The sequence below is a fragment of the Mycobacterium sp. E183 genome, assembly GCF_001667735.1.
Classification (GTDB): Bacteria; Actinomycetota; Actinomycetes; order Mycobacteriales; family Mycobacteriaceae; genus Mycobacterium.
Genome location: NZ_LZJN01000072.1, coordinates 14,076 through 33,073, shown reverse-complemented (window position 1 = coordinate 33,073; position 18,998 = coordinate 14,076). Strand labels below are relative to the sequence as shown.

Here is an 18,998-nt window from a genome sequence, read left to right as displayed (position 1 = left end):
TTTTCGGCGTGTCGCCGCCCTCAGCGCACACTCGAAGCCAAGGGTTCACCCGCGACGGCGTGGGATACCTCGCCCGGCCGAGCCGAGGCTAATAGACCCCAAGTTGAGCCGGGCTCGCGGCCGTCCGCATACGTTGAGAGGGTGCGTGACGTGATTGCCGAGCTGATGTCGATCTGGCGTGCCGGCGATATTGCGGGGCTGGGCACGGTGGTGCGTACCTTCCGGTCCGCGCCGCGCCCGCCGGGGGCGGCGATGGTGGTCGCGCCGGACGGCTCGGTCACCGGGTCGGTGTCGGGCGGCTGCGTGGAGGGCGCAGTGTACGACCTCGCCGCCGAGGCTGCGAAGACCGGGGCGCCGCGGCTGGAGCGCTACGGAGTCAGCGACGACGACGCGTTCACGATCGGCCTGACGTGCGGCGGCGTCATCGACGTGTTCGTCGAACCGGTCTCGCGCGCGTCGTTTCCCGAGCTCGGCGCAGTGGCCGACGACATCGCCGAGCGTCGCGCGGTGGCGACCGCCACCGTCGTCGCCCACCCCGACCCGGACTGGGTGGGCCGGCGGATCGTCATCCGGCCCGACGGCGTGGCGGGTTCGCTGGGCTCGGCGCGCACCGACGCCGCGGTCGCCGACGACGCGCGCGGGCTGCTCGCGCTGGGCCGCAGCGACGTCCTCGTGTACGGGCCCGACGGGCAGCGGCTCGGCGACGGCATGGAGGTCTTCGTGTCCAGCTTCGCGCCGCCGCCGCAGATGCTGATCTTCGGCGCGATCGACTTCGCCGCCGCGCTGGCGCGGCAGGGCTCGTTCCTCGGCTACCGCGTCACCGTGTGCGATGCCCGCCCGGTGTTCGCCACCCGGGCCCGCTTCCCGACGGCCGACGAGGTCGTCGTCGACTGGCCCCACCGCTACCTCACGGCCCAGGCGGAGGCGGGCGCCGTCGATCGGCACACGGTGATCTGCGTGCTGACCCACGACCCGAAGTTCGATGTGCCGGTGCTCGAGGTGGCGCTGCGCCTGCCCGAGGTCGGCTACGTCGGGGCGATGGGGTCGCGCCGCACGCATGACGACCGGATGACCCGGCTCCAGGCCGCCGGGCTGACCGGCGCCGAACTGAGCCGGCTGTCCAGCCCGATCGGGCTGGACCTCGGTGCGCGCACCCCCGAGGAGACCGCGGTCTCGATCGCCGCCGACATCATCGCCAAGCGCTGGGGCGGCGGGGGCCGCCCGCTGGCCGAGATCGGCGGGCGGATCCACCATGACGCGGGGGACCCCACTCTACTTCCGTAGTGCCGCCCGTAGGCTGTGCACGACGCCGTCGTCGCCGCACACGAGAGGACCCCGGGATGAAGATCGCCAACCAGTTCACCGTCAGTGCCCCCATCGAAGAGGCCTGGGACGTGCTGAGCGACCTGGAGCAGGTGATCCCGCTGATGCCCGGGGCCGCGCTGACCGGCCACGAGGGCGACGACTACCTCGGTAAGGTCAAGGTGAAGGTAGGCCCCGTCACCAGCGAGTTCAGCGGCAAGGTGCGCTTCGTCGAGCACGATCGCGGCCAATACCGCGCGGTGATCGACGCCAAGGGCAAGGAGACCCGCGGGACCGGCAACGCGGCGGCGACGGTCACCGCCCAGCTCCACGAGGACGGCGATCGCACCGGCGTCACCGTCGACACCGACCTGAAGATCGCCGGCAAGCTGGCCCAGTTCGGCAGCGGCATGCTGCAGCAGGTGTCGGAAAAGCTGCTGGGCCAGTTCGTGGAGTCGCTCGAAGCCAAGCTCGTCGCGGAATCGGTGGCCGCGCCGGCCACACCCGAGGGCCCCCCGCAGGTCGGGCGCGCCCCGGAGCCAAGCCACGCCGCCGAGCCCGAGCCCATCGACCTGCTCGACCTCGCCGGCGGCGACCAGCTCAAGAGGTACGCCCCGGTGCTGCTGGCCGTGCTGGCCGCGCTGGTGCTGGGTTGGGTGCTCGGCCGGAGGCGCTAGAACTGCCGATCGCCGCTCGCGTCGTGTCTTTGAGGGCGACCCCCGAGCGGCCGAGTTCGCGGGCGCCTGCGACCAGCGCGGCGGTGACCGCCGCGGCCGCCGGGTAGTCCAGGCCGTCGGGCGGATGGATGTTGGACACGCAGTTGCGGTCGGCGTCGGTGCGCCCCGGCGCCGGCCGGTGCGTCAGATAGATGCCCAGGCTGTCGGCGACCGACAGCCCCGGCCGTTCTCCGATGAGGACGAGAACCGTTGTGACACCGAGGGCTGCACCGATGTGGTCACCGAGCGCGACGCGGGCCTGGGTGGCGACCACCGGCGGGGCGATCGTGTACCGGCCGTCGAACGCGCGCACCAGCGCCTCGACCATGCCCGCGGCGTGGTCGGTCAGCGCCCGGGGCGAGAGGCCGTCGGCGAGCACAAATCCGATGTCCGCCTTGGTGTTCGGCAGATCCGACAGGTCCGCCGGGCTGCGGCCGAGGTCGGGCCGGCGCAGGTATTCGCCGCGGGAGGTGGCCCGGCTGTGCACCTGTAGCGGCTCGCCGATGCCGACGCCGCGGAGCCGCTGGACGAGGCGGTCGACGTCGAGCGGGTCGTGCACGGCGTCGCGTGCCGCGGCGTGCGCTGCCCGAAACTCCAGGACGCGCCGGGTCGGCAGCGAATCTCCCGCCCGCCCGAGGCCGATCCGCGCCTGCGTGGTCGCCCGCAGCGGGGCCCAGACGTCCGGGGGTTCCGGGTCGGTCATCAGCCGGCTGCCAGCGCGCGCAGCGGCGACGTCGCGGGGTCGACGGGCAGGATCCGGCCGTCGGCGTCGGCCATGCCGAGGCCGGCCAGCCACGCCTCGAATTCGGGAGCGGGCCGCAGCCCCAACGCTTTTCGCACGTACAGCGCGTCGTGAAAGGACAGGCTCTGGTAACCCAGCATGATGTCGTCGGCGCCGGGAACGGTGATGACGAACGCGGTGCCCGCCACGCCGAGCAGGGTGAGCAGCGTGTCCATGTCGTCCTGATCGGCCTCGGCGTGGTTGGTGTAGCAGACGTCGACGCCCATCGGCAGGCCGAGCAGTTTCCCGCAGAAGTTGTCCTCCAGGCCGGCGCGGATGATCTGCTTGCCGTCGTAGAGGTACTCCGGCCCGATGAAGCCGACCACGGTGTCGATCAGCAGCGGCTGCAGCGCCCGGGCCACCGCGTAGGCCCGCGCCTCGAGCGTCTGCTGATCGACCGGTTTGTTCCCCACGCCGAGGTGGGCCCCCGCCGACAGCGCCGCGCCCTGCCCGGTCTCGAGGTACATGACGTTGTCGCCGACGGTCCCGCGGTTCAGCGACCGGGCGGCCTCGTTGGCCTCCAGCAGCATCGGAATCGAGGTGCCGAACGAGGCGTTGGCGCCCTCGGTGCCGGCGATCGACTGGAACACCAGGTCGACGGGCGCGCCCCGCTCGATCAGCTCAATCGTGGTCGTGACGTGGCACAGCACGCACGACTGCACCGGGATCGCGAACCGCTGCCGGATGTCGTCGAGCAGGTGCAGCAGGTCGGACGCCGCGCGCGGCGAGTCGGTCGCCGGGTTGACGCCGATCACCGCGTCGCCGCAGCCCATCAGCAGCCCGTCGAGCAGCGCCGCGGCGATCCCGCGCGGGTCGTCGGTGGGATGGTTCGGTTGCAGCCGGGTGGCCAGCGTGCCCGGCAGCCCGATGGTGGTGCGGAATGCCGCGGTCGCCGTCGCCGCGGCGGCCACCAGGATCAAATCCTGATTGCGCATGATCTTCGACACCGCGGCAACCATTTCCGGCGTCAGCCCCGGGGAGACGGCGGCGATGCGCGCCGCGCCGTCGCCGCGGGACGCGGCGTCCAGCAGCCAGTCGCGGAAGCCGCCCACGGTCAAGCCGGCGATCGGGCCGAATGCGTCGCGGTCGTGGCCGTCGATGATGAGGCGGGTGACCTCGTCGGTCTCGTACGGCACCAGCACGTCGGTGAGGAACGTCGCCAGCGGAATGTCGGCCAGCACCCACGCGGCCGCGGCCCGTTCGGCGTCGGAGCCGGCGGCGCACCCCGCCAGCTGGTCGCCGGAGCGCAGCGGCGTCGCCTTGGCCATCACGTCGACCAGCCCGTCGAAGGTGTGCGTGGTCCCCGAAATGGTTTGCCGGTAGCGCATATATCAGTATGAGGCAGGATCGGGGAGTATGGATCAGCTGTGGGTCAACCGCGCGGCCAGCTCCGAGGCCGCCGTCACGCAACGGCACCTCAAGCGCCTCTGGGGCCTGCCCGCAACGCAGCTGGGCGTGGTGGCCTGGCCGTCGACGCGCCGTGACCGGATATTCGGCACCTGGCACTACTGGTGGCAGGCGCACCTGCTGGATTGTCTGGTCGACGCGCAGCTGCGCGACCCGCGGCCCGAGCGGCACACCAGGATCAACCGGCAGGTCCGTTCCCACCGGCTGCGCAACAACTTTCGCTGGACCAACAGCTACTACGACGACATGGCCTGGCTGGCGCTGGCTTTGGAACGCGCCGCCCGGATAGCCGGGGTCGAGCGCCACCGCGCGCTGCCCAAGCTCGCCGACCAGTTCCTGAACGCGTGGGTGCCCGAGGACGGCGGCGGCATCCCGTGGCGCAAGCAGGACCAGTTCTTCAACGCCCCCGCCAACGGCCCGGCGGGAATCTTCCTGGCCCGCTACGGCGAGAAGATGCGGCGCGCCCAGCAGATGGCCGACTGGATCAACGAGACCCTGATCGACCCGGAGACGCACCTGGTGTTCGACGGCATCAAGGCCGGCTCCCTGGTCCGCGCCCAGTACACCTATTGCCAGGGCGTGGTGCTCGGCCTGGAAACGGAACTCGCGGCGCGCACCCATGACGACCGGCACGCCCCGCGGGTGCATCGGCTGGTCGCGGCCGTCGCCGACCACATGGCCCCGACGGGCGTGCTGACCGGGGCCGGCGGCGGGGACGGGGGACTGTTCTCCGGCATCACCGCCCGATACCTGGCGCTGGTCGCCACCACGCTGCCGGGGGACTCGGCGGACGACGCCGCGGCCCGCGACACCGCCCGGCGGATCGTGCTGGCCAGCGCGAAGTCGGCCTGGGACTACCGGCAAACGGTCGACGGGCTGCCGCTGTTCGGCCCGTTCTGGGACCGCGACGCCCAGCTGCCCGGCGCGGAGGGCGGGGAGGCGCAGTTCGTCGAGGGTGCGGTGAACAGTTCCGAGGTCGCCGAGCGGGATCTGTCGGTGCAGCTGTCGGGCTGGATGCTGATGGAGGCCGCCTGTAACGTCACCGCCGTGACGGCAGGGAGCGCGACATGACCGAGCCCGGCAGCTGGATTCCCGACGAGGCGACGCTGGCCCAAGCAAACCTCACCCACTTCATGGCGTGGCTCGCGGAGACGGGCCGCGGCCGCTTCGGCGACTACCCCGCGCTGCTGCGCAAGTCCGTGGACGACATCGAGTGGTTCTGGGATGCCGTGTGGCACTACTTCGGCATCCAGGCGAGCAGCCCGCCGCGCGCGGTGCTGGGCAACCGTTCCATGCCGGGCGCCGAGTGGTTCCCCGGCGCCACGCTCAACTACGCCACCGAGATCTTCCGGCACGCCACCGACGAGCGCCCGGCGATGATCGTCGTGGGCGAGGACGGCGCGTGCGAGTGGTCGTGGGCGCGGCTGCGCCGCGAGACCGGCGCGTTCGCGGCGTACCTGCGTGGCCTCGGCGTGCGGCCCGGGGACGCCGTCGTCGGCTACCTGCCCAACGTCGGCGAGGCGGCCGTCGCCGCCCTGGCCGCCGCCAGCGTCGGCGCCATCTGGGCGGTGTGCAACCAGGACGTGGCCGTCGACGGCGTGATCGCCCGGCTGGGCCAGGTGGAGCCGGTCGTGCTGGTGGCCACCGACGGGTCGGTGTACGACGGCAAGCGCATCGACCGGCGCGCGGAGCTGGACACGATCCGGCGGGCGATGCCCAGCCTGCGCGCCACCGTGGTGGTGCCGCGGCTCGGGCTGGCGAGCGACGGCGACACCGTCGCGTGGGCGATGGCGGTGGCATCCGACGCCGAGCTGGAGATCGCGGCCGTGCCGTTCGCGCATCCGCTGTGGGTGATGTTCTCGTCCGGCACCACCGGTAAGCCCAAGGGCATCGTGCACGGTCACGGCGGCACGGTGATCGAGCACCTGAAATACCTGAGCCTGCAACTGGACCTGCACGCCGGCGAGCGCTTCCTGTGGTACTCGTCGACCAGCTGGATGATGTGGAACCTGCTGCTGTCGGGGCTGCTGGTCGACACCACGATCGTGCTCTACGACGGCAGCCCAACGCATTTGGGCACCGACGGGCTGTGGCGGGTCGCCGCCGAGAGCGGTGTCAACGTGCTCGGCGCCGGCGCGGGCTACCTGCTGGCCTGCGCCAAGAAGGGGCTCAAGCCGGGGGCGACGTACCCGCTGGACGGGCTGCGCGCCGTGGGCTCCACCGGCTCGCCCCTGCCCGCGTCCGGATTCCGTTGGGTGCACGAGGGACTCGGCCGGTCGGTGCCGGTGATCTCGATGAGCGGCGGCACCGACGTCTGCACCGCCTTCATCGGCGGCTGCGCGATCCTGCCCGTGGTCGCCGGCGAGCTGTCGTGCATCTGCCTGGGCGCGGCCATCGAAGCCTGGTCCGGCGCAAACCATCCGGTGATCGGCGAGGAGGGCGAGCTGGTGATCACCGAGCCGATGCCCTCGATGCCGGTCTTCTTCTGGAACGACGACGATGGCAGCCGCTACCGCGCAGCCTATTTCGAGAAGTATCCGGGCGTGTGGTGTCACGGCGACTGGATCACCATCACCGACCGGGGATCCGTTGTGGTGCACGGCCGTTCGGACGCAACCCTGAACCGGATGGGCGTGCGGATGGGCAGCGCCGAGATCTACACCGCGGTGGAGGGCATGCCCGAGGTGGGCGACTGCCTGGTGGTCGGCGTCGAGCAGGACGACGGCGGCTACTGGATGCCGCTGTTCGTGGCCCTGGCCGACGGCGCCGAACTCGACGAGGGGTTGCGGTCCAGGATCGTCGCGGCCATCCGTCAGCACGCCTCCCCGCGCCACGTGCCCGACGACATCCTGGCGGTTCCCGGGATCCCGCGCACGCTGACCGGCAAGCGGCTGGAGATCCCGATCAAGCGGATCTTGCTGGGCGCCGCGCCGGGCGAGGCGGTGCAGCAGAGCTCGATCGACCGGCCGGAACTGCTAGACGCTTTCGTTGCGTACCGCAGAAGTCGGGTGTCCTGACTCCGGCTCCGGGGCGGCCGGCCCCCGTCGGCGCGCCCGGTAGCTCCGCACGGCCGCGATGAACGCCGGCATCAGCGACACGACGAGGATCACCAGCAGGATCTTCTGCAGGTTGTGGTGCACGAACGGCACGTTGCCCAGGAAGTAGCCCGCCAGCGTCACGCCGCCGCCCCACAGGATGCCGCCGACGATGTCGAAGCCCAGAAACACGGGGTAGCGCATGTAGGACACCCCCGCGACCGGCGGGACGAACGTCCGCACGAACGGCGCGAACCGGGCCAGGATGATCGCCCAGGGCCCGTATTTCTCGAAGAACGCGTGCGACTCGGTCACGTAGTGCTTCTTGAAAAACCGGGAGTCTTCCTTCTTGAACAGGGCCGGGCCGATCCGCCGCCCGATGAAGTAACCGGTCTGATCGCCCAGTATCGCCACCAGCGCGACGGCGGGGGCCAGCACCCAGATGCTCGCCGGCGGATTCGGGTGCGCGGCGAGCAGGCCGCCGGTGAACAACAGCGATTCGCCGGGCAGCAGCGGGAACAGCAGGCCGGTCTCGATGAAGACGATGACCAGGATCCCCGGCAGCACCGCGGAGCCGAAGACGCCGTCGGCGCCCAACCAGTACATCGGGTCGAAGATGTGGGGCAGGGCCGTCACGGTGGTGCTCACGATGCTTCAACATACCGGTGTTGCGATACTGGATGGGCCTAGTCGCCAGGAGGAGCCCATGCCCATCGCCACGCCCGAGGTATACGCCGAGATGCTGGGCCGCGCCAAGGAAAACTCGTACGCCTTCCCGGCCATCAACTGCACCTCCTCGGAGACGGTCAACGCGGCGATCAAGGGCTTCGCCGACGCCGGCAGCGACGGCATCATCCAGTTCTCCACCGGCGGTGCGGAGTTCGCCTCCGGCCTGGGGGTGAAGGACATGGTGACCGGCGCGGTGGCGCTGGCCGAGTTCACCCGCGTGATCGCGGCCAGATACCCGATCAATGTCGCGTTGCACACCGACCACTGCCCCAAGGACAAGCTGGACAGCTACGTGCGGCCGCTGCTGCGGATCTCCGCTGAGCGGGTGGCCGCGGGGCAGGACCCGTTGTTCGGGTCGCACATGTGGGACGGCTCGGCCGTGCCGATCGACGAGAACCTGACCATCGCGCAGGAACTGCTCAAGGAGGCCGCGGCCGCCAAGATCATTCTCGAGATCGAGATCGGCGTCGTCGGCGGCGAGGAGGACGGCGTCGCCCACGAGATCAACGACAAGCTGTACACCACGCCGGAGGACTTCGAGAAGACCATCGAGGCGCTCGGGCACGGCGAGCACGGCAAGTACCTGCTGGCCGCGACGTTCGGCAATGTGCACGGCGTCTACAAGCCGGGCAACGTCAAGCTGCGGCCCGACATCCTGGCCCAGGGCCAGCAGGTCGCCGCGGCCAAGCTGGGCCTGCCCGACGGCGCCAAGCCGTTCGACTTCGTCTTCCACGGCGGGTCGGGCTCGCTGAAGTCGGAGATCGAGGAGGCGTTGCGCTACGGCGTGGTGAAGATGAACGTCGACACCGACACCCAGTACGCGTTCACCCGCCCGATCGCCGGCCACATGTTCAGCAACTACGACGGCGTGCTCAAGGTCGACGGCGAGGTGGGCAACAAAAAGGTCTACGACCCGCGCAGTTACCTCAAGAAGGGCGAGGCGTCGATGAGCGAGCGCGTGGTGGAGGCCTGCGAGGACCTGCACTGCGCCGGGAAGTCCGTCGGCTAGCCGCTCGAACGTGCGGCTGGCCGCACACTCGACGCCGAAGGCTCAACCTAGCCGCTCGGGGACTGGCAGATCTTCCACTGGTCATCGCGATACTGCAGGTCCAGGCTGCGGGTGGAACGGACCTGCGGGTCGTAGGCCATGAACGTGGTGACGTTGGCCTCGGCGTGCTGGCCGTTGACCACCACCTGGTCGATGCTCGCGATCACCGGATACTGCCTGGCCGCCGAGACCCGGCGGTACGTCTCATCCCACGAGTGCTCGTCGTAGTCCACGTACCCGTCGCGGGTGGTGCCGCAGGTGATGGTGCGCAGCGTGGTCAGGTCGCCCTTTTGGATCGCGGTGTCGAAGCTCTGGATGGTTGTGCGGACCATGTCCTCCTGCGACACCTTCGTGTGCTTGCCGCGGGTGAGCAGCACCGTGCCCAGGATCGCGATCGCGGCCAGCGCCAGCACGATCACCACCAGCGCCAGCACCCAGCCCCAGTTGATCTGCCGGGAGGTGCGCAGCTTTCCGCCGAGTCGAGGCGGAATCGACTGTGGCACAGCGGATTTGGGGGGCACCCCAAGCTGCGCGGTCTGGCCCTCCGGAGGTGTCGAGAAGGCCTCGGTGGCGGGCTCCGGGGTGGTGGCGATCACCGTGGTCTCTTTGGCGTCGAAACCGGGCGCGGTGAAGCGGCGTTCGCGCTGCTGGGCGTCCGCGTCGTCCCCGGGAACCCCCGGGCCGCCGCCCGAATCGGGCCGGATCACGACGGTCTCCGTCTCGGAGTCGCTCGGGATGAGCGGGACGCCCTCGGTCGCGTCTTCGCCTGACTGCGCGGCCCATTCGTGCCCAGGCGCGTTCGGCGTGCCGCCGCGGTCGGGCTCGGGTGGCTGGGGCATGAGTACGGCTGTCCTCCGCTATCGGGTGGGGTAGTTGGAGAGCTTAGCGACCCGTCCCCCTCGATGGGGTGATGGTCGAGGTCCGCCGCCCCGGCGAAATGGGGCAGCTGCAGAATGGGAGCCATGACGCCGCCACGAGACCTGCTCGGACCCGACCCGACCCTGTTGCCGGGCGATCCCGACGCCGAGGCGGAACTGCTCGCCGGCGAGAAGCCCGCGATCGTCGCCGCCGCGCATCCGTCGGCGTCGGTGGCCTGGGCGGCGCTGGCCGAACAGGCGCTGGCCGACGAGCAGGCCGTCACGGCGTACGCGTACGCCCGCACCGGCTATCACCGCGGCCTGGACCAGCTGCGCCGGAACGGCTGGAAGGGCTTCGGCCCGGTGCCGTATTCGCATGAGCCCAACCGCGGGTTCCTGCGCTGTGTGGCGGCGCTGGCCCGGGCCGCCGACACGATCGGCGAATCCGAGGAACACCTGCGCTGCCTGGACCTGCTTGACGATTGCGACCCGGAGGCGCGGCCGGCGCTGGGCCTCTAGAAGCTCTCCGAACACTCCGCTTCGCCGGGCCCGTCGATCTGCACGGTGGCGTGCTCCAGCCCGCGCGCCGAGAGCACGGTCCGGGCGTCCTGCAGCACCCGGGCGGAGTCGCCGGTGCTGCGCAGGTGCGCGGTGCACATGTCCTTGCCCGGCGACAGCGTCCACACGTGTAGGTCGTGCACCTCGGTCACGCCGTCGACGGCGCCCAGCGCCGAGCGCAGCTCCTCCACGTCGATGTGGGTCGGCGACGATTCGGACAGGATCCGCAACGCTTCGCGGGCCAGCGAGATCGCCCGCGGCAGCACCCACAACGCGACCAGGACCGCCACCACCACGTCGGCGTAGGGCCAGCGGGTCGTGACGGTGACGATGCCGGCGATCAGCACCCCGAGGCTGCCCACACTGTCGGCGACCACCTCCATGTAGGCGCCCTTGACCGCCAGGCTCTGCCCGGAGTGCGACCGCAGCAGCAGCGCGACCACGAGGTTGGCCAGCAGGCCGGCGAGCGCGACCACGATCATCGGCACGCCGGGGACCGACGGCGTTTCCCTCAGCCGCTGGATCGCTTCCCAGAGAATGAACAGGGCCACCCCCATCAGCAGGCCCGCGTTGGCGACCGCCGTGAACACCTCGGCGCGGTGCCAGCCGTAGGTCCGCGACGGCGACGAGCTGCCGCGGCGGGCCAGCGTCACGGCGGCCAGGCCCATGAAGACGGCGACGACGTCGGTCAGCATGTGGCCCGCGTCGGCCAGCAGCGCGATCGAGTTGATCAGCAACGAGGTGGTCAGCTCGATCACGAAGAACGCCGCCAGGATGGCGGCGGCGACGATCATGCGAGGGATCAGCCGGGACCCGTCGGTCTCGGCGGGACTGTGACTGTGGCCTGCGCCCATGGCGAGCAATATATGCACATTCGCGCATATATGGCAAGGGTCAGAACCAGCGGCTCCAGAAGCGGGTCAGCACGTTGCCCGCCGACACCAGCCACGTCGGCACCCCCGAGAAGTCGAACAGCCACAGCACGGCCCCGAAGAACCAGTTACCGCCCGCCAGGAGCAAAAACAGCAGAATGAAGAAGCCCCATTGCTTGGCCGGCGCCACCGCGCGCTGGGTCTCGGGGCTTAGGTGCGGCTCCAGCGCGTCGTAGCCGTCCAGGCCCGGGATGGGCAGCACGTTCAGCACCACCGCGGTCAGCTGCAGGAATCCCAGGAAGGCCACGCCCGCCCAGAGCACCTGGTGGAACGGGTCGTAGAACACCCGCGTGAGGGTGAGCAGCAGCACCGCCAGCGCCAGGTTGGCCGCGGGGCCCGCGAGGCTGACCAGGGTGCGCTGGTTCGGCGTCATGAACCAGGTCCGCAGGTACACGGCGGCGCCCGGCAGGCCGATTCCGCCCAGCGCGATCACCACCATCGGCAGCAGCAGCGACAGCGCGGGATGGCTGTAACGCCGGGGATCCAGCGTCAGGTACCCGCGCACGGCGGCGTCGTGGTCGCCGAATCGCCAGGCGGTCACCGCGTGCCCGAATTCGTGCAGGCACAGCGACACCAACCAGCCGGCGATGACGAAGGTGAACACCCCGACGTACGCCAGTGGCCGCACGGTGCTGCCGGCCAGCCAGGCCAGCGCGCCGCCGGCCGCCGTCACGGCCACCAGGGCCAGGAAGATGGGGCTGGGTCGCAACGATTCGCGCCGGGCGGGCAGGTTCACCGGTCGAAACTATCGGACCGCCCGTCGACGGGGTTTGGCGCGCTACCGTGCGCCCCGCCGCGCGATGACCTGGCTCGCGCGGTTCGCGGCGATCAACGCGCCACACGCGGCGGCGATCCGAACCAGATTGAGCCGGTACCAGGTTCGGAGTCGGGCGGCCCGTACGTCTGGCGGCGGCGCCGTGTCGGCAAACATCACCGGGAGGTTCACCGTCCGGATCAGATAGCCGGTGAGGGCCAATCCGGTGACCGAGCATCCCGCCGTAACGGCCAACCAACCCCTGGCGTCGTCGATTTCCCAGCCCTTGCTTACGGCTGCGGCCGTGGCCGCCACGGTGATCGGTGCGGCGGCAGCGTAATAGCGCACCGGGCTGCCCGGTGCCAACACCGATGACGGCCTCGGCTGGGCGGCAAGCCGCTCCGGGATATGGACGACCGCTTCGTAGATGTTGCCGAACAACCACTGCGCCTGTCCCAGCTGGGTCAGGTCCAGCAGCCGGACGACAACATTCGGCCGGCACGCAAGCCTATTCGCTGCCAATGGCGTCCCCCTCATGCGTGGAGTTCTCGAGAATATCGACGTTCCGCAGCCGCGAAATGTGACACGATGCGCTCCATTCGTCACGTCGACCGGCGCGCGGGTCAGGTGAATTCGCGGCGCAGGGGGTACCGACTAGGCATGACGGATAAATGGTTCTTCGACGTCGATGCGCCGGGACAACTTGACCCCGGCGGATCTGTGCGACCAGATCGAGCAGAAGATCCATCTCAACGCGGACAACCAAAGACCCCCTGAGGAGTTCGGCGACTGGCAGATGTGCGTGGCGGGCCCGGGACGCCACCATCCACAAGCTGAGCGCCGCCGTCGTCAACTTTTGCCTAATCGTCAAGCACCTGGCGTCGAAGCAGCAGGGCGACGGCGCCTAGCCCGCGACCTGCCGGACCGCCGGCCAGCCCTCGACGTTGCGGTAGAACAAGGAGTAAAACCCAAGGGCTTCAACCTGATCACCAGTGGCGATGGCAGAGGTGCCTCGCCAATCCCCGAGTCGAAACGCCGCCTCTGTAGCGTGGTGCGGCGCGCCCTAGCAGCCGCTCAAGCTGTTCGGCTGGTGGTCACGCGGCGCATTGTTGACAGCGATACAGAGGTCTGATCCTGCCCTTCCCGGTGGGGGCGCTGTGGGGAGCAGGGTTGCGGTTATGGTTGGGCTTGGGGGGTCCAGCGGTGCGGGGTCTGCGTTGGCCATGGCAGGGGTCAGCCCTATGACAGCCATCGCCAACCCACCGGCGAGAACGGTTATGGCGGCCGATTTTTTCAGCGTGGGCCCAGTGGTGCGGTCGAGGTGATGCGGCGTGATCATGATGATGTCTCCTCGTTTCGTCGCAGCCCCGGTGGGCCGGGCTGATAGGTAGGTAGGACCAGCCCGCCAATCGGAGAATCTGACAACTCTTTCTTTCGGGGACCGTTCAGGGCGGAAGCCGGAGATTCCAGGCAAATGGGTGGTGCGCCCAAACCTAGATTGAGGCTATTCGAGCGGGCTGGGGACGTCTCGCTTTTGCAGAACGAACTGTCAGCAAAGTCGCCAGCGCCGTAATGCGGACCGCGCTCGCGAATCCTGCGGACTCAGCCCAACTATCGGACCGCCAGCCAGCCCTCGACGTTGCGGTAGAACGTCGAGCGGCGCGCCGGCCGCGGCGCGGGTACGCCGTCGCGCACCACGTCGACGCCGGTGCTGCCCAGCTGGACCGCGCGCCCGGCGACCCAGCGGCGCCGGCCAACGCGGGCGCGCAGGCCGGGCACGGCCAGCGTCGGCTCGACGTGCACGCCGGGGACGTCCCCGTCGAACAACACGGTGTCGTCGACGACGGCCTCGCCACGCAGCGATCGCCCCTCGGACGGCAGCCAGCTCGCCCGCCCGACGACCACCGATCCGGTCTCGTCGCGGACCAGGGTCACCCGCCGCGCGGTGCCACGCCGGGCTCGCCGCGCCGCGCGCCGCCCGGCGGGCAGGCGGTAGGCCCGGCTCGCGCGGGTACGGCGGCGCGGCACGTAGGCCACCTCGACGTCGAGCCGCCCGGCGCGCAGCAGCCCGGTCAGCACGGCGGCCAGGTCGGCGTCGGCGCCGACCACCACCAGCCGCCGGTACGGCCCGATCGCGGAATCGGGATCGGCGCCGTGGACCGGCAGGCCGACCAGCGGTCGCGGCACCCGGCGATCACCGAACAGCAGCACCGCTACGGCGCCGTCTTCTGTGTTCACCAATAGCCTTGTCTTTCAATGCCTCTCGCGCACTCATCAGCCAGACCATTTGGGGGCCGGATAATCTCGTCATCACGACGTAGTCACAACATGATCTCGGACTGCGAAAGTTGTTGCGCCACCGCCCGATGGCAACCGGATACTTTACTCCTGCCACGGGGTCAACGAATGGGTGGCCAGAGAACGGAGAACTGCCATTCGCCGACTCACCGCCTTCCTCTCAACCGCGCGAATCGCGCCGCCCGTGTCTGGTACCGGCCCGACGCGCGTCCGTTGCTGACGAGGCGACTCCGCCGTGCCGGCGCCGTGGCGGTTTCGGCTGTCCTGTTGTGCGTCGAGCCTGCGACGGCCTCGGCCGACGAATCGATCGTGATCGACCTGGTGCGGCATGGCCAGTCGGAGGGCAACGCGGCGCGGGTGATCGACACGGCGGTGCCCGGAACGGTGCTCACCGCGCTCGGGCAGCAACAGGCGCAGAACATCGCCACCACGCTGGCCGCGCAGGGTCCGCTCGCCGGGATCTTCGCGTCGCAGCTGACCAGGACCCAGCAGACGGCCGCCCCGTTGGCGGCCGCGTTGGGGATGAATGTTCAGGCACTGCCCGGCCTCAACGAGATCGACGCCGGCGCGTTCAACGGGCAACCGCAGTTCAGCCTCGCCGGGCTGGCGTACCTGCTGGGGCCGGTGGCGTGGTTGCTTGGGCTGCGCATCGTGCCGATGCTGGCTCCGGGCTCCACCGACGCCAACGGATTCGAGTTCCACAAACGCTTCAACGGCGCGCTGCAGACGATGTACGGCAACGCGGCGACCGACGCGGGTCGCTTCAACGACTCCCTGCAAACGATCTACGGCAACGCCATGGCCAACCCGGTCCGGGCCGCGGGCGGCAAGATCACCGAGGTGGCGTTCTCCAGCGAGTTCGCCATCGGCGTCGGGACGATGATGAGCGTCAGAAACCCCGATCCACTGCTCCTGCTGTTCGACCCGCTGCCCAACGCCGGTGTCGTCGTGGTCCAGGGCAACCCGCACGATGGCTGGACGCTGGTCAGCTGGAACGGCAAACCGGTGTGGCCGGGCTGGGCGGCCAAGAGGACCGAGCGCGACCCCAAGCAGCCCCTGTGCCTGATGCTGGAGGCACCGACCGCCGGCGGCGTATGCGCTGCTAAACCGCCCACGACGCCGTAAGTCCCGGCCGTGGAGGACACGAGCCGCGACCAAACGGCCCTTGTCGCGGGTACGTCGCTGCCCGACGTTTAGGATCGCCACGTGAGAGCGTCAAGCAAAGATGCCTCCAGCTACGCGCACGGTCCCGGAGCGCTCAACCGAGACCCTGGTGCGGGCAGGCAGCTCGAGCCACCGGGCGATGCCGCAAGCCGTTGCAGCGCTGCGAGATACGGTGCGTTGCCAGTAGAACCACAGTAAGCAGGCGGGAGCAAGTCATGCCGGCAATCGTCCTCATCGGCGCCCAATGGGGCGACGAGGGCAAAGGTAAGGCCACTGACCTGCTCGGTGGGCGCGTGCAGTGGGTGGTGCGCTATCAGGGGGGCAACAACGCCGGCCACACCGTCGTCCTGCCCAGCGGCGAGAACTTCGCGCTGCACCTGATCCCCTCGGGCGTGCTGACCCCCGGCGTCACCAACGTGATCGGCAACGGTGTGGTGGTCGACCCCGGCGTACTGCTCGACGAGCTCAAGGGCCTCGAGGACCGCGGGGTGGACACCACCAAGCTGCTGATCTCCGCCGACGCGCACCTGCTGTTGCCCTACCACGTCGCGATCGACAAGGTCACCGAGCGCTACATGGGCAACAAGAAGATCGGCACCACGGGCCGCGGCATCGGGCCGTGCTACCAGGACAAGATCGCGCGCCAGGGCATCCGCGTCGCGGACGTGCTCGACCCCGACCAGTTGACGCACAAGATCGAGGCCGCGCTGGAACTGAAGAACCAGATCCTGGTCAAGATCTACAACCGCAAGGCGCTGGACCCGCACCAGGTCGTCGACGCCCTGCTGCATCAGGCCGAGGGCTTCCGGCACCGGATCCGCGACACCCGCCGGCTGCTCAACACCGCGCTCGAGACCGGCGAGACGGTGCTGCTGGAGGGCTCCCAGGGCACCCTGCTCGACGTCGACCACGGCACGTATCCCTATGTGACGTCGTCGAATCCGACCGCAGGCGGCGCGGCCGTCGGGTCCGGCATCGGTCCCACCCGCATCACCACCGTGCTCGGGATCCTCAAGGCCTACACCACCCGGGTGGGTTCCGGGCCGTTCCCCACCGAGCTGTTCGACGCCAACGGCGAATACCTGTCGAAGACGGGCGGCGAGTTCGGCGTCACCACCGGGCGGCGCCGCCGCTGCGGCTGGTTCGACGCCGTGATCGCGCGCTACGCCACCCGGGTCAACGGCATCACCGACTTCTTCCTGACCAAGCTCGACGTGCTCTCCAGCCTGGAGACGGTCCCCATCTGCGTCGGTTACCGCATCGACGGCGATCGCACCAACGACATGCCGATGACGCAGAGCGACCTGGCGCGCGCCGAGCCGATCTACGAGGAACTGCCCGGCTGGTGGGAGGACATCTCCGGCGCGCGCGAATTCGACGACCTGCCCGCCAAGGCGCGTGACTACGTGCTGCGGCTGGAAGAGCTTGCCGGGGCGCATGTTTCGTGCATCGGCGTCGGGCCGGGGCGGGAACAGACGATCGTGCGCCGCGACGTGCTGGCGGCGCGCCCGTGACGGAACCGGACCCGAAAGAACTCGACCCCGACTACGAACACCACGGCGGCTTTCCCGAATACGGCCCGGCCAGCCCGGGCCCGGGCTTCGGCCGGTTCGTCGCGGCCATGCGCGCGCTGCAGGACCTGGCGGTGTCCGCCGACCCGGGTGACGACGTGTGGGACGACGCGGCCGACCGCGCCGCGGCGCTGGTGCAGCTGCTCGGCCCGTTCCAGGCCGACGAGGGCAAGGCACCGGCCGGGCGCACGCCCGACCTGCCCGGCATGGGCAGCCTGCTGTTGCCGCCCTGGACGTTGACCAGGTACGCGCCGGACGGCGTCGAGATGACCGGCTACTTCAGCCGGTTCCATGTCGGCGGAAACCACGCCGTGCACGGCGGTGTGTTGCCGCTGCTGTTCGACCACATGTTCGGCATGGTGTCGCACGCCGCGGGACGGCCGATCAGCCGCACCGCGTTCCTGCACGTCGACTACCGCAAGGTCACCCCGATCGATGCGCCCCTGGCTGTGCGCGGCCGCGTCACGAGCACCGAGGGCCGCAAGGCGTTCGTCGCCGCCGAACTCGTCGACGGTGACGACGCGGTGCTGGCCGAGGCCAACGGGCTGATGGTGCGGCTGCTTCCCGGTCAACCTTGAGTTGCCCGCCGCGCACCTATCCTTGAGCGGTGACCGACGGACCCGACGACAAGACGACCGCGCTCACCGTCCCGCCGCAACCGCCGGCGGGGAAGGCCGACACCCGGCCGCGGGTGGCGTTGGTGGGCGCCGGTGAGCTCGCCCGCGAACTGGCGATCGCCCTGGGCCGCCTCGGCGCGCGGGTGATCGCCCTCGACGAGCGCGCCGACGCCCCCGCGCACGCGGTGGCCGATCAGTCGCTGGTGGTGGCGATGACCGATGCAGACGAGCTGACCAAGGCGATTCGCGGGCTGCAGCCGGACTTCGTGGTCACGACCACCGACGCCGTCGCGGCCCAAGCTCTGGAGGGGCTCGAGGGCCCGCACCTGGTGCCCAGCGCGCATGCCGTGCGGCTCGCCGCCGACCGCGAGGGCCTGCGTCGGCTGGCCGCCGACGAGCTGGGGCTGCCCACCGCGCCGTTCTGGTTCGTCGGCTCGGCCGGCGAACTCGAGGCGGTGGGCGCGCACGCCGGTTACCCGCTGCTGGTGCAGCCGGTGCTCGCGGGCGCCGGGCGGGGCCAGTCGGTCGCGTCGGGTCCCGACGACATCGGGCCGGCCTGGCAGCGCGCGACGAGAGGCCACGGCGAGCAGCACCGGGTGCTGGCCGAGACCGTCGTGGAGGTCGAGTTCTACGTCACCCTGCTGGCGGTGCGCAGCGACGGTCCGCAGGGGCCCCGGATCGACTTCTGCTCACCGGTCGGCCACCCCGAGCCCACTCCCGACGTGCTCGAGTCCTGGCAACCGCAGAGCATGACCGCGGCCGCGATGGACGCCGCCAAATCGATCGCCGCGCGGATCGTCAAGGCGCTCGGCGGGCGCGGCGTCTTCGCCGTCGAGCTGATGATCAACGGCGACGAGGTGTACTTCGTCGACGTCACGCCCCGCCCCACCGACAGCGCCTGGGCGACGGTGCCCAGCCAGCGGCTGTCGGCGTTCGAACTGCAGGCCCGCACCGTGCTCGGGCTGCCGGTTGACACCATCATGATTTCGCCGGGCGCGGCCCACCGGGTGGAGCGCGCCGACGCGCCGCCCGTCGCGATCGCCGGGGCGCTGGGCGTGCCGGAAAGCGACCTTCGCCTGGCCGGGCGGGCATTCCAGGCGCTGGCGACGGCGCCGGACGTGACGGCCGCGCGCGACCGCGCGCGCGACGTCGCGGACCGGCTGGCGGTGCGGCACCAGGGCCCGCACAGCTCGGTCACGCGAGAGGCGCGGTTGTAACCTCGCTACCAT

General features: G+C 70.4%; 19 protein-coding genes. 11 read left to right on the top strand and 8 right to left on the bottom strand.

Annotation, left to right across the window (positions count from 1 at the left end):
• Window positions 1–141: 141 nt before the first annotated feature.
• Both A5691_RS06795 and A5691_RS06790 read left to right on the top strand, forming a co-directional pair.
• Entirely contained in the window at window positions 142–1,284 is a 1,143-nt protein-coding gene (locus A5691_RS06795; protein ID WP_197694476.1) for an XdhC family protein, read from the top strand.
• A gap of 56 nt (window positions 1,285–1,340) precedes the next feature.
• Entirely contained in the window at window positions 1,341–1,979 is a 639-nt protein-coding gene (locus tag A5691_RS06790) for an SRPBCC family protein (RefSeq protein WP_068019473.1), read from the top strand.
• Here A5691_RS06790 and eutC read toward each other — a convergent pair.
• Together eutC and A5691_RS06780 are read right to left on the bottom strand one after the other, a co-directional pair.
• Window positions 1,903–2,721 (bottom strand): ethanolamine ammonia-lyase subunit EutC, encoded by an 819-nt coding sequence (gene eutC / locus A5691_RS06785; RefSeq protein ID WP_068019471.1) that lies wholly within the window; start codon window positions 2,719–2,721, stop codon window positions 1,903–1,905. The two genes, A5691_RS06790 and eutC, sit on opposite strands and share 77 nt — an antisense overlap.
• On the bottom strand, window positions 2,721–4,127 hold the full coding sequence (locus tag A5691_RS06780) for an ethanolamine ammonia-lyase subunit EutB (protein WP_067780080.1): 1,407 nt from the start codon (window positions 4,125–4,127) through the stop codon (window positions 2,721–2,723). Before A5691_RS06780 ends, eutC begins: the two co-directional genes overlap by 1 nt.
• A gap of 28 nt (window positions 4,128–4,155) precedes the next feature.
• Between A5691_RS06780 and A5691_RS06775 the strand changes: the two genes are divergently transcribed.
• Window positions 4,156–5,277: a glycoside hydrolase family 76 protein gene (locus A5691_RS06775; RefSeq protein ID WP_067780083.1), complete on the top strand. Its 1,122-nt coding sequence runs from the start codon at window positions 4,156–4,158 to the stop codon at window positions 5,275–5,277.
• Window positions 5,274–7,223: an acetoacetate--CoA ligase gene (locus A5691_RS06770; RefSeq protein WP_067780085.1), complete on the top strand. Its 1,950-nt coding sequence runs from the start codon at window positions 5,274–5,276 to the stop codon at window positions 7,221–7,223. The genes A5691_RS06775 and A5691_RS06770 overlap by 4 nt, the downstream gene beginning before the upstream one ends.
• Here the strand turns inward: A5691_RS06770 and A5691_RS06765 are convergent.
• Window positions 7,182–7,889, bottom strand: a complete 708-nt coding sequence (locus A5691_RS06765; RefSeq protein ID WP_067780088.1) for a DedA family protein — start codon at window positions 7,887–7,889, stop codon at window positions 7,182–7,184. The genes A5691_RS06770 and A5691_RS06765 overlap by 42 nt on opposite strands.
• A gap of 58 nt (window positions 7,890–7,947) precedes the next feature.
• On the opposite strand from A5691_RS06765, the gene fbaA reads away from it, so the two are divergent.
• Window positions 7,948–8,979, top strand: coding sequence for a class II fructose-bisphosphate aldolase (gene fbaA / locus A5691_RS06760; RefSeq protein WP_067780090.1), 1,032 nt, complete (start codon window positions 7,948–7,950; stop codon window positions 8,977–8,979).
• Between the two features lie 47 nt (window positions 8,980–9,026).
• Here the strand turns inward: fbaA and A5691_RS06755 are convergent, their stop codons facing one another.
• Window positions 9,027–9,857 (bottom strand): hypothetical protein, encoded by an 831-nt coding sequence (locus A5691_RS06755; RefSeq protein WP_067759386.1) that lies wholly within the window; start codon window positions 9,855–9,857, stop codon window positions 9,027–9,029.
• A gap of 123 nt (window positions 9,858–9,980) precedes the next feature.
• Between A5691_RS06755 and A5691_RS06750 the strand changes: the two genes are divergently transcribed.
• Window positions 9,981–10,394 carry a DUF3151 domain-containing protein gene (locus tag A5691_RS06750; RefSeq protein ID WP_067759425.1) on the top strand — a complete coding sequence of 138 codons (414 nt, stop codon included), beginning with the start codon at window positions 9,981–9,983 and terminating at the stop codon, window positions 10,392–10,394.
• Here the strand turns inward: A5691_RS06750 and A5691_RS06745 are convergent.
• Genes A5691_RS06745 through A5691_RS06735 form a run of 3 tightly spaced genes read right to left on the bottom strand, consistent with a single transcriptional unit; the run spans window position 10,391 to window position 12,560 of the window.
• A complete protein-coding gene (locus A5691_RS06745; protein ID WP_067759389.1) occupies window positions 10,391–11,287 on the bottom strand; it encodes a cation diffusion facilitator family transporter in 897 nt (298 codons plus the stop codon). The two genes, A5691_RS06750 and A5691_RS06745, sit on opposite strands and share 4 nt — an antisense overlap.
• Before the next feature lie 40 nt (window positions 11,288–11,327).
• The gene (locus A5691_RS06740) at window positions 11,328–12,101 is read right to left on the bottom strand and encodes a site-2 protease family protein (protein WP_067780092.1); all 774 of its coding nucleotides are present in this window, start codon (window positions 12,099–12,101) and stop codon (window positions 11,328–11,330) included.
• 42 nt (window positions 12,102–12,143) lie between these two features.
• Window positions 12,144–12,560: a DUF1772 domain-containing protein gene (locus A5691_RS06735; protein WP_197498952.1), complete on the bottom strand. Its 417-nt coding sequence runs from the start codon at window positions 12,558–12,560 to the stop codon at window positions 12,144–12,146.
• A gap of 247 nt (window positions 12,561–12,807) precedes the next feature.
• Here A5691_RS06735 and A5691_RS28550 point away from each other — a divergent pair, with 247 nt between their 5' ends.
• Window positions 12,808–13,251 (top strand): hypothetical protein, encoded by a 444-nt coding sequence (locus A5691_RS28550; protein ID WP_231968956.1) that lies wholly within the window; start codon window positions 12,808–12,810, stop codon window positions 13,249–13,251.
• A 479-nt stretch (window positions 13,252–13,730) separates the two neighbouring features.
• On the opposite strand, the gene A5691_RS06730 is transcribed toward A5691_RS28550, so the two are convergent.
• Window positions 13,731–14,357: a peptidase M50 gene (locus tag A5691_RS06730; RefSeq protein WP_067759395.1), complete on the bottom strand. Its 627-nt coding sequence runs from the start codon at window positions 14,355–14,357 to the stop codon at window positions 13,731–13,733.
• 306 nt (window positions 14,358–14,663) lie between these two features.
• On the opposite strand from A5691_RS06730, the gene A5691_RS06725 reads away from it, so the two are divergent.
• The 4 genes from A5691_RS06725 to purT all read left to right on the top strand — a co-directional run bounded on the left by A5691_RS06725 (window position 14,664) and on the right by purT (window position 18,986).
• Window positions 14,664–15,542: a histidine phosphatase family protein gene (locus A5691_RS06725; RefSeq protein ID WP_067785857.1), complete on the top strand. Its 879-nt coding sequence runs from the start codon at window positions 14,664–14,666 to the stop codon at window positions 15,540–15,542.
• Between the two features lie 254 nt (window positions 15,543–15,796).
• The gene (locus tag A5691_RS06720; protein WP_067785860.1) at window positions 15,797–17,095 is read left to right on the top strand and encodes an adenylosuccinate synthase; all 1,299 of its coding nucleotides are present in this window, start codon (window positions 15,797–15,799) and stop codon (window positions 17,093–17,095) included.
• Entirely contained in the window at window positions 17,092–17,730 is a 639-nt protein-coding gene (locus tag A5691_RS06715) for a PaaI family thioesterase (protein WP_067759412.1), read from the top strand. Before A5691_RS06720 ends, A5691_RS06715 begins: the two co-directional genes overlap by 4 nt.
• A gap of 29 nt (window positions 17,731–17,759) precedes the next feature.
• A complete protein-coding gene (purT, locus tag A5691_RS06710) occupies window positions 17,760–18,986 on the top strand; it encodes a formate-dependent phosphoribosylglycinamide formyltransferase (RefSeq protein WP_068019468.1) in 1,227 nt (408 codons plus the stop codon).
• The last annotated feature ends 12 nt before the right edge of the window (window positions 18,987–18,998 follow it).

Bases quoted from the DNA above. Each gene is read 5' to 3' on its own strand.
- A5691_RS06790 (WP_068019473.1), top strand. From the start codon at position 1,341: ATGAAGATCGCCAACCAGTTCACCGTCAGTGCCCCCATCGAAGAGGCC.
- eutC (WP_068019471.1), bottom strand. From the start codon at position 2,721: ATGACCGACCCGGAACCCCCGGACGTCTGGGCCCCGCTGCGGGCGACC.
- A5691_RS06780 (WP_067780080.1), bottom strand. From the start codon at position 4,127: ATGCGCTACCGGCAAACCATTTCGGGGACCACGCACACCTTCGACGGG.
- A5691_RS06775 (WP_067780083.1), top strand. From the start codon at position 4,156: ATGGATCAGCTGTGGGTCAACCGCGCGGCCAGCTCCGAGGCCGCCGTC.
- A5691_RS06770 (WP_067780085.1), top strand. From the start codon at position 5,274: ATGACCGAGCCCGGCAGCTGGATTCCCGACGAGGCGACGCTGGCCCAA.
- fbaA (WP_067780090.1), top strand. From the start codon at position 7,948: ATGCCCATCGCCACGCCCGAGGTATACGCCGAGATGCTGGGCCGCGCC.
- A5691_RS06755 (WP_067759386.1), bottom strand. From the start codon at position 9,857: ATGCCCCAGCCACCCGAGCCCGACCGCGGCGGCACGCCGAACGCGCCT.
- A5691_RS06750 (WP_067759425.1), top strand. From the start codon at position 9,981: ATGACGCCGCCACGAGACCTGCTCGGACCCGACCCGACCCTGTTGCCG.
- A5691_RS06745 (WP_067759389.1), bottom strand. From the start codon at position 11,287: ATGGGCGCAGGCCACAGTCACAGTCCCGCCGAGACCGACGGGTCCCGG.
- A5691_RS28550 (WP_231968956.1), top strand. From the start codon at position 12,808: ATGCGCCGGGACAACTTGACCCCGGCGGATCTGTGCGACCAGATCGAG.
- A5691_RS06720 (WP_067785860.1), top strand. From the start codon at position 15,797: ATGCCGGCAATCGTCCTCATCGGCGCCCAATGGGGCGACGAGGGCAAA.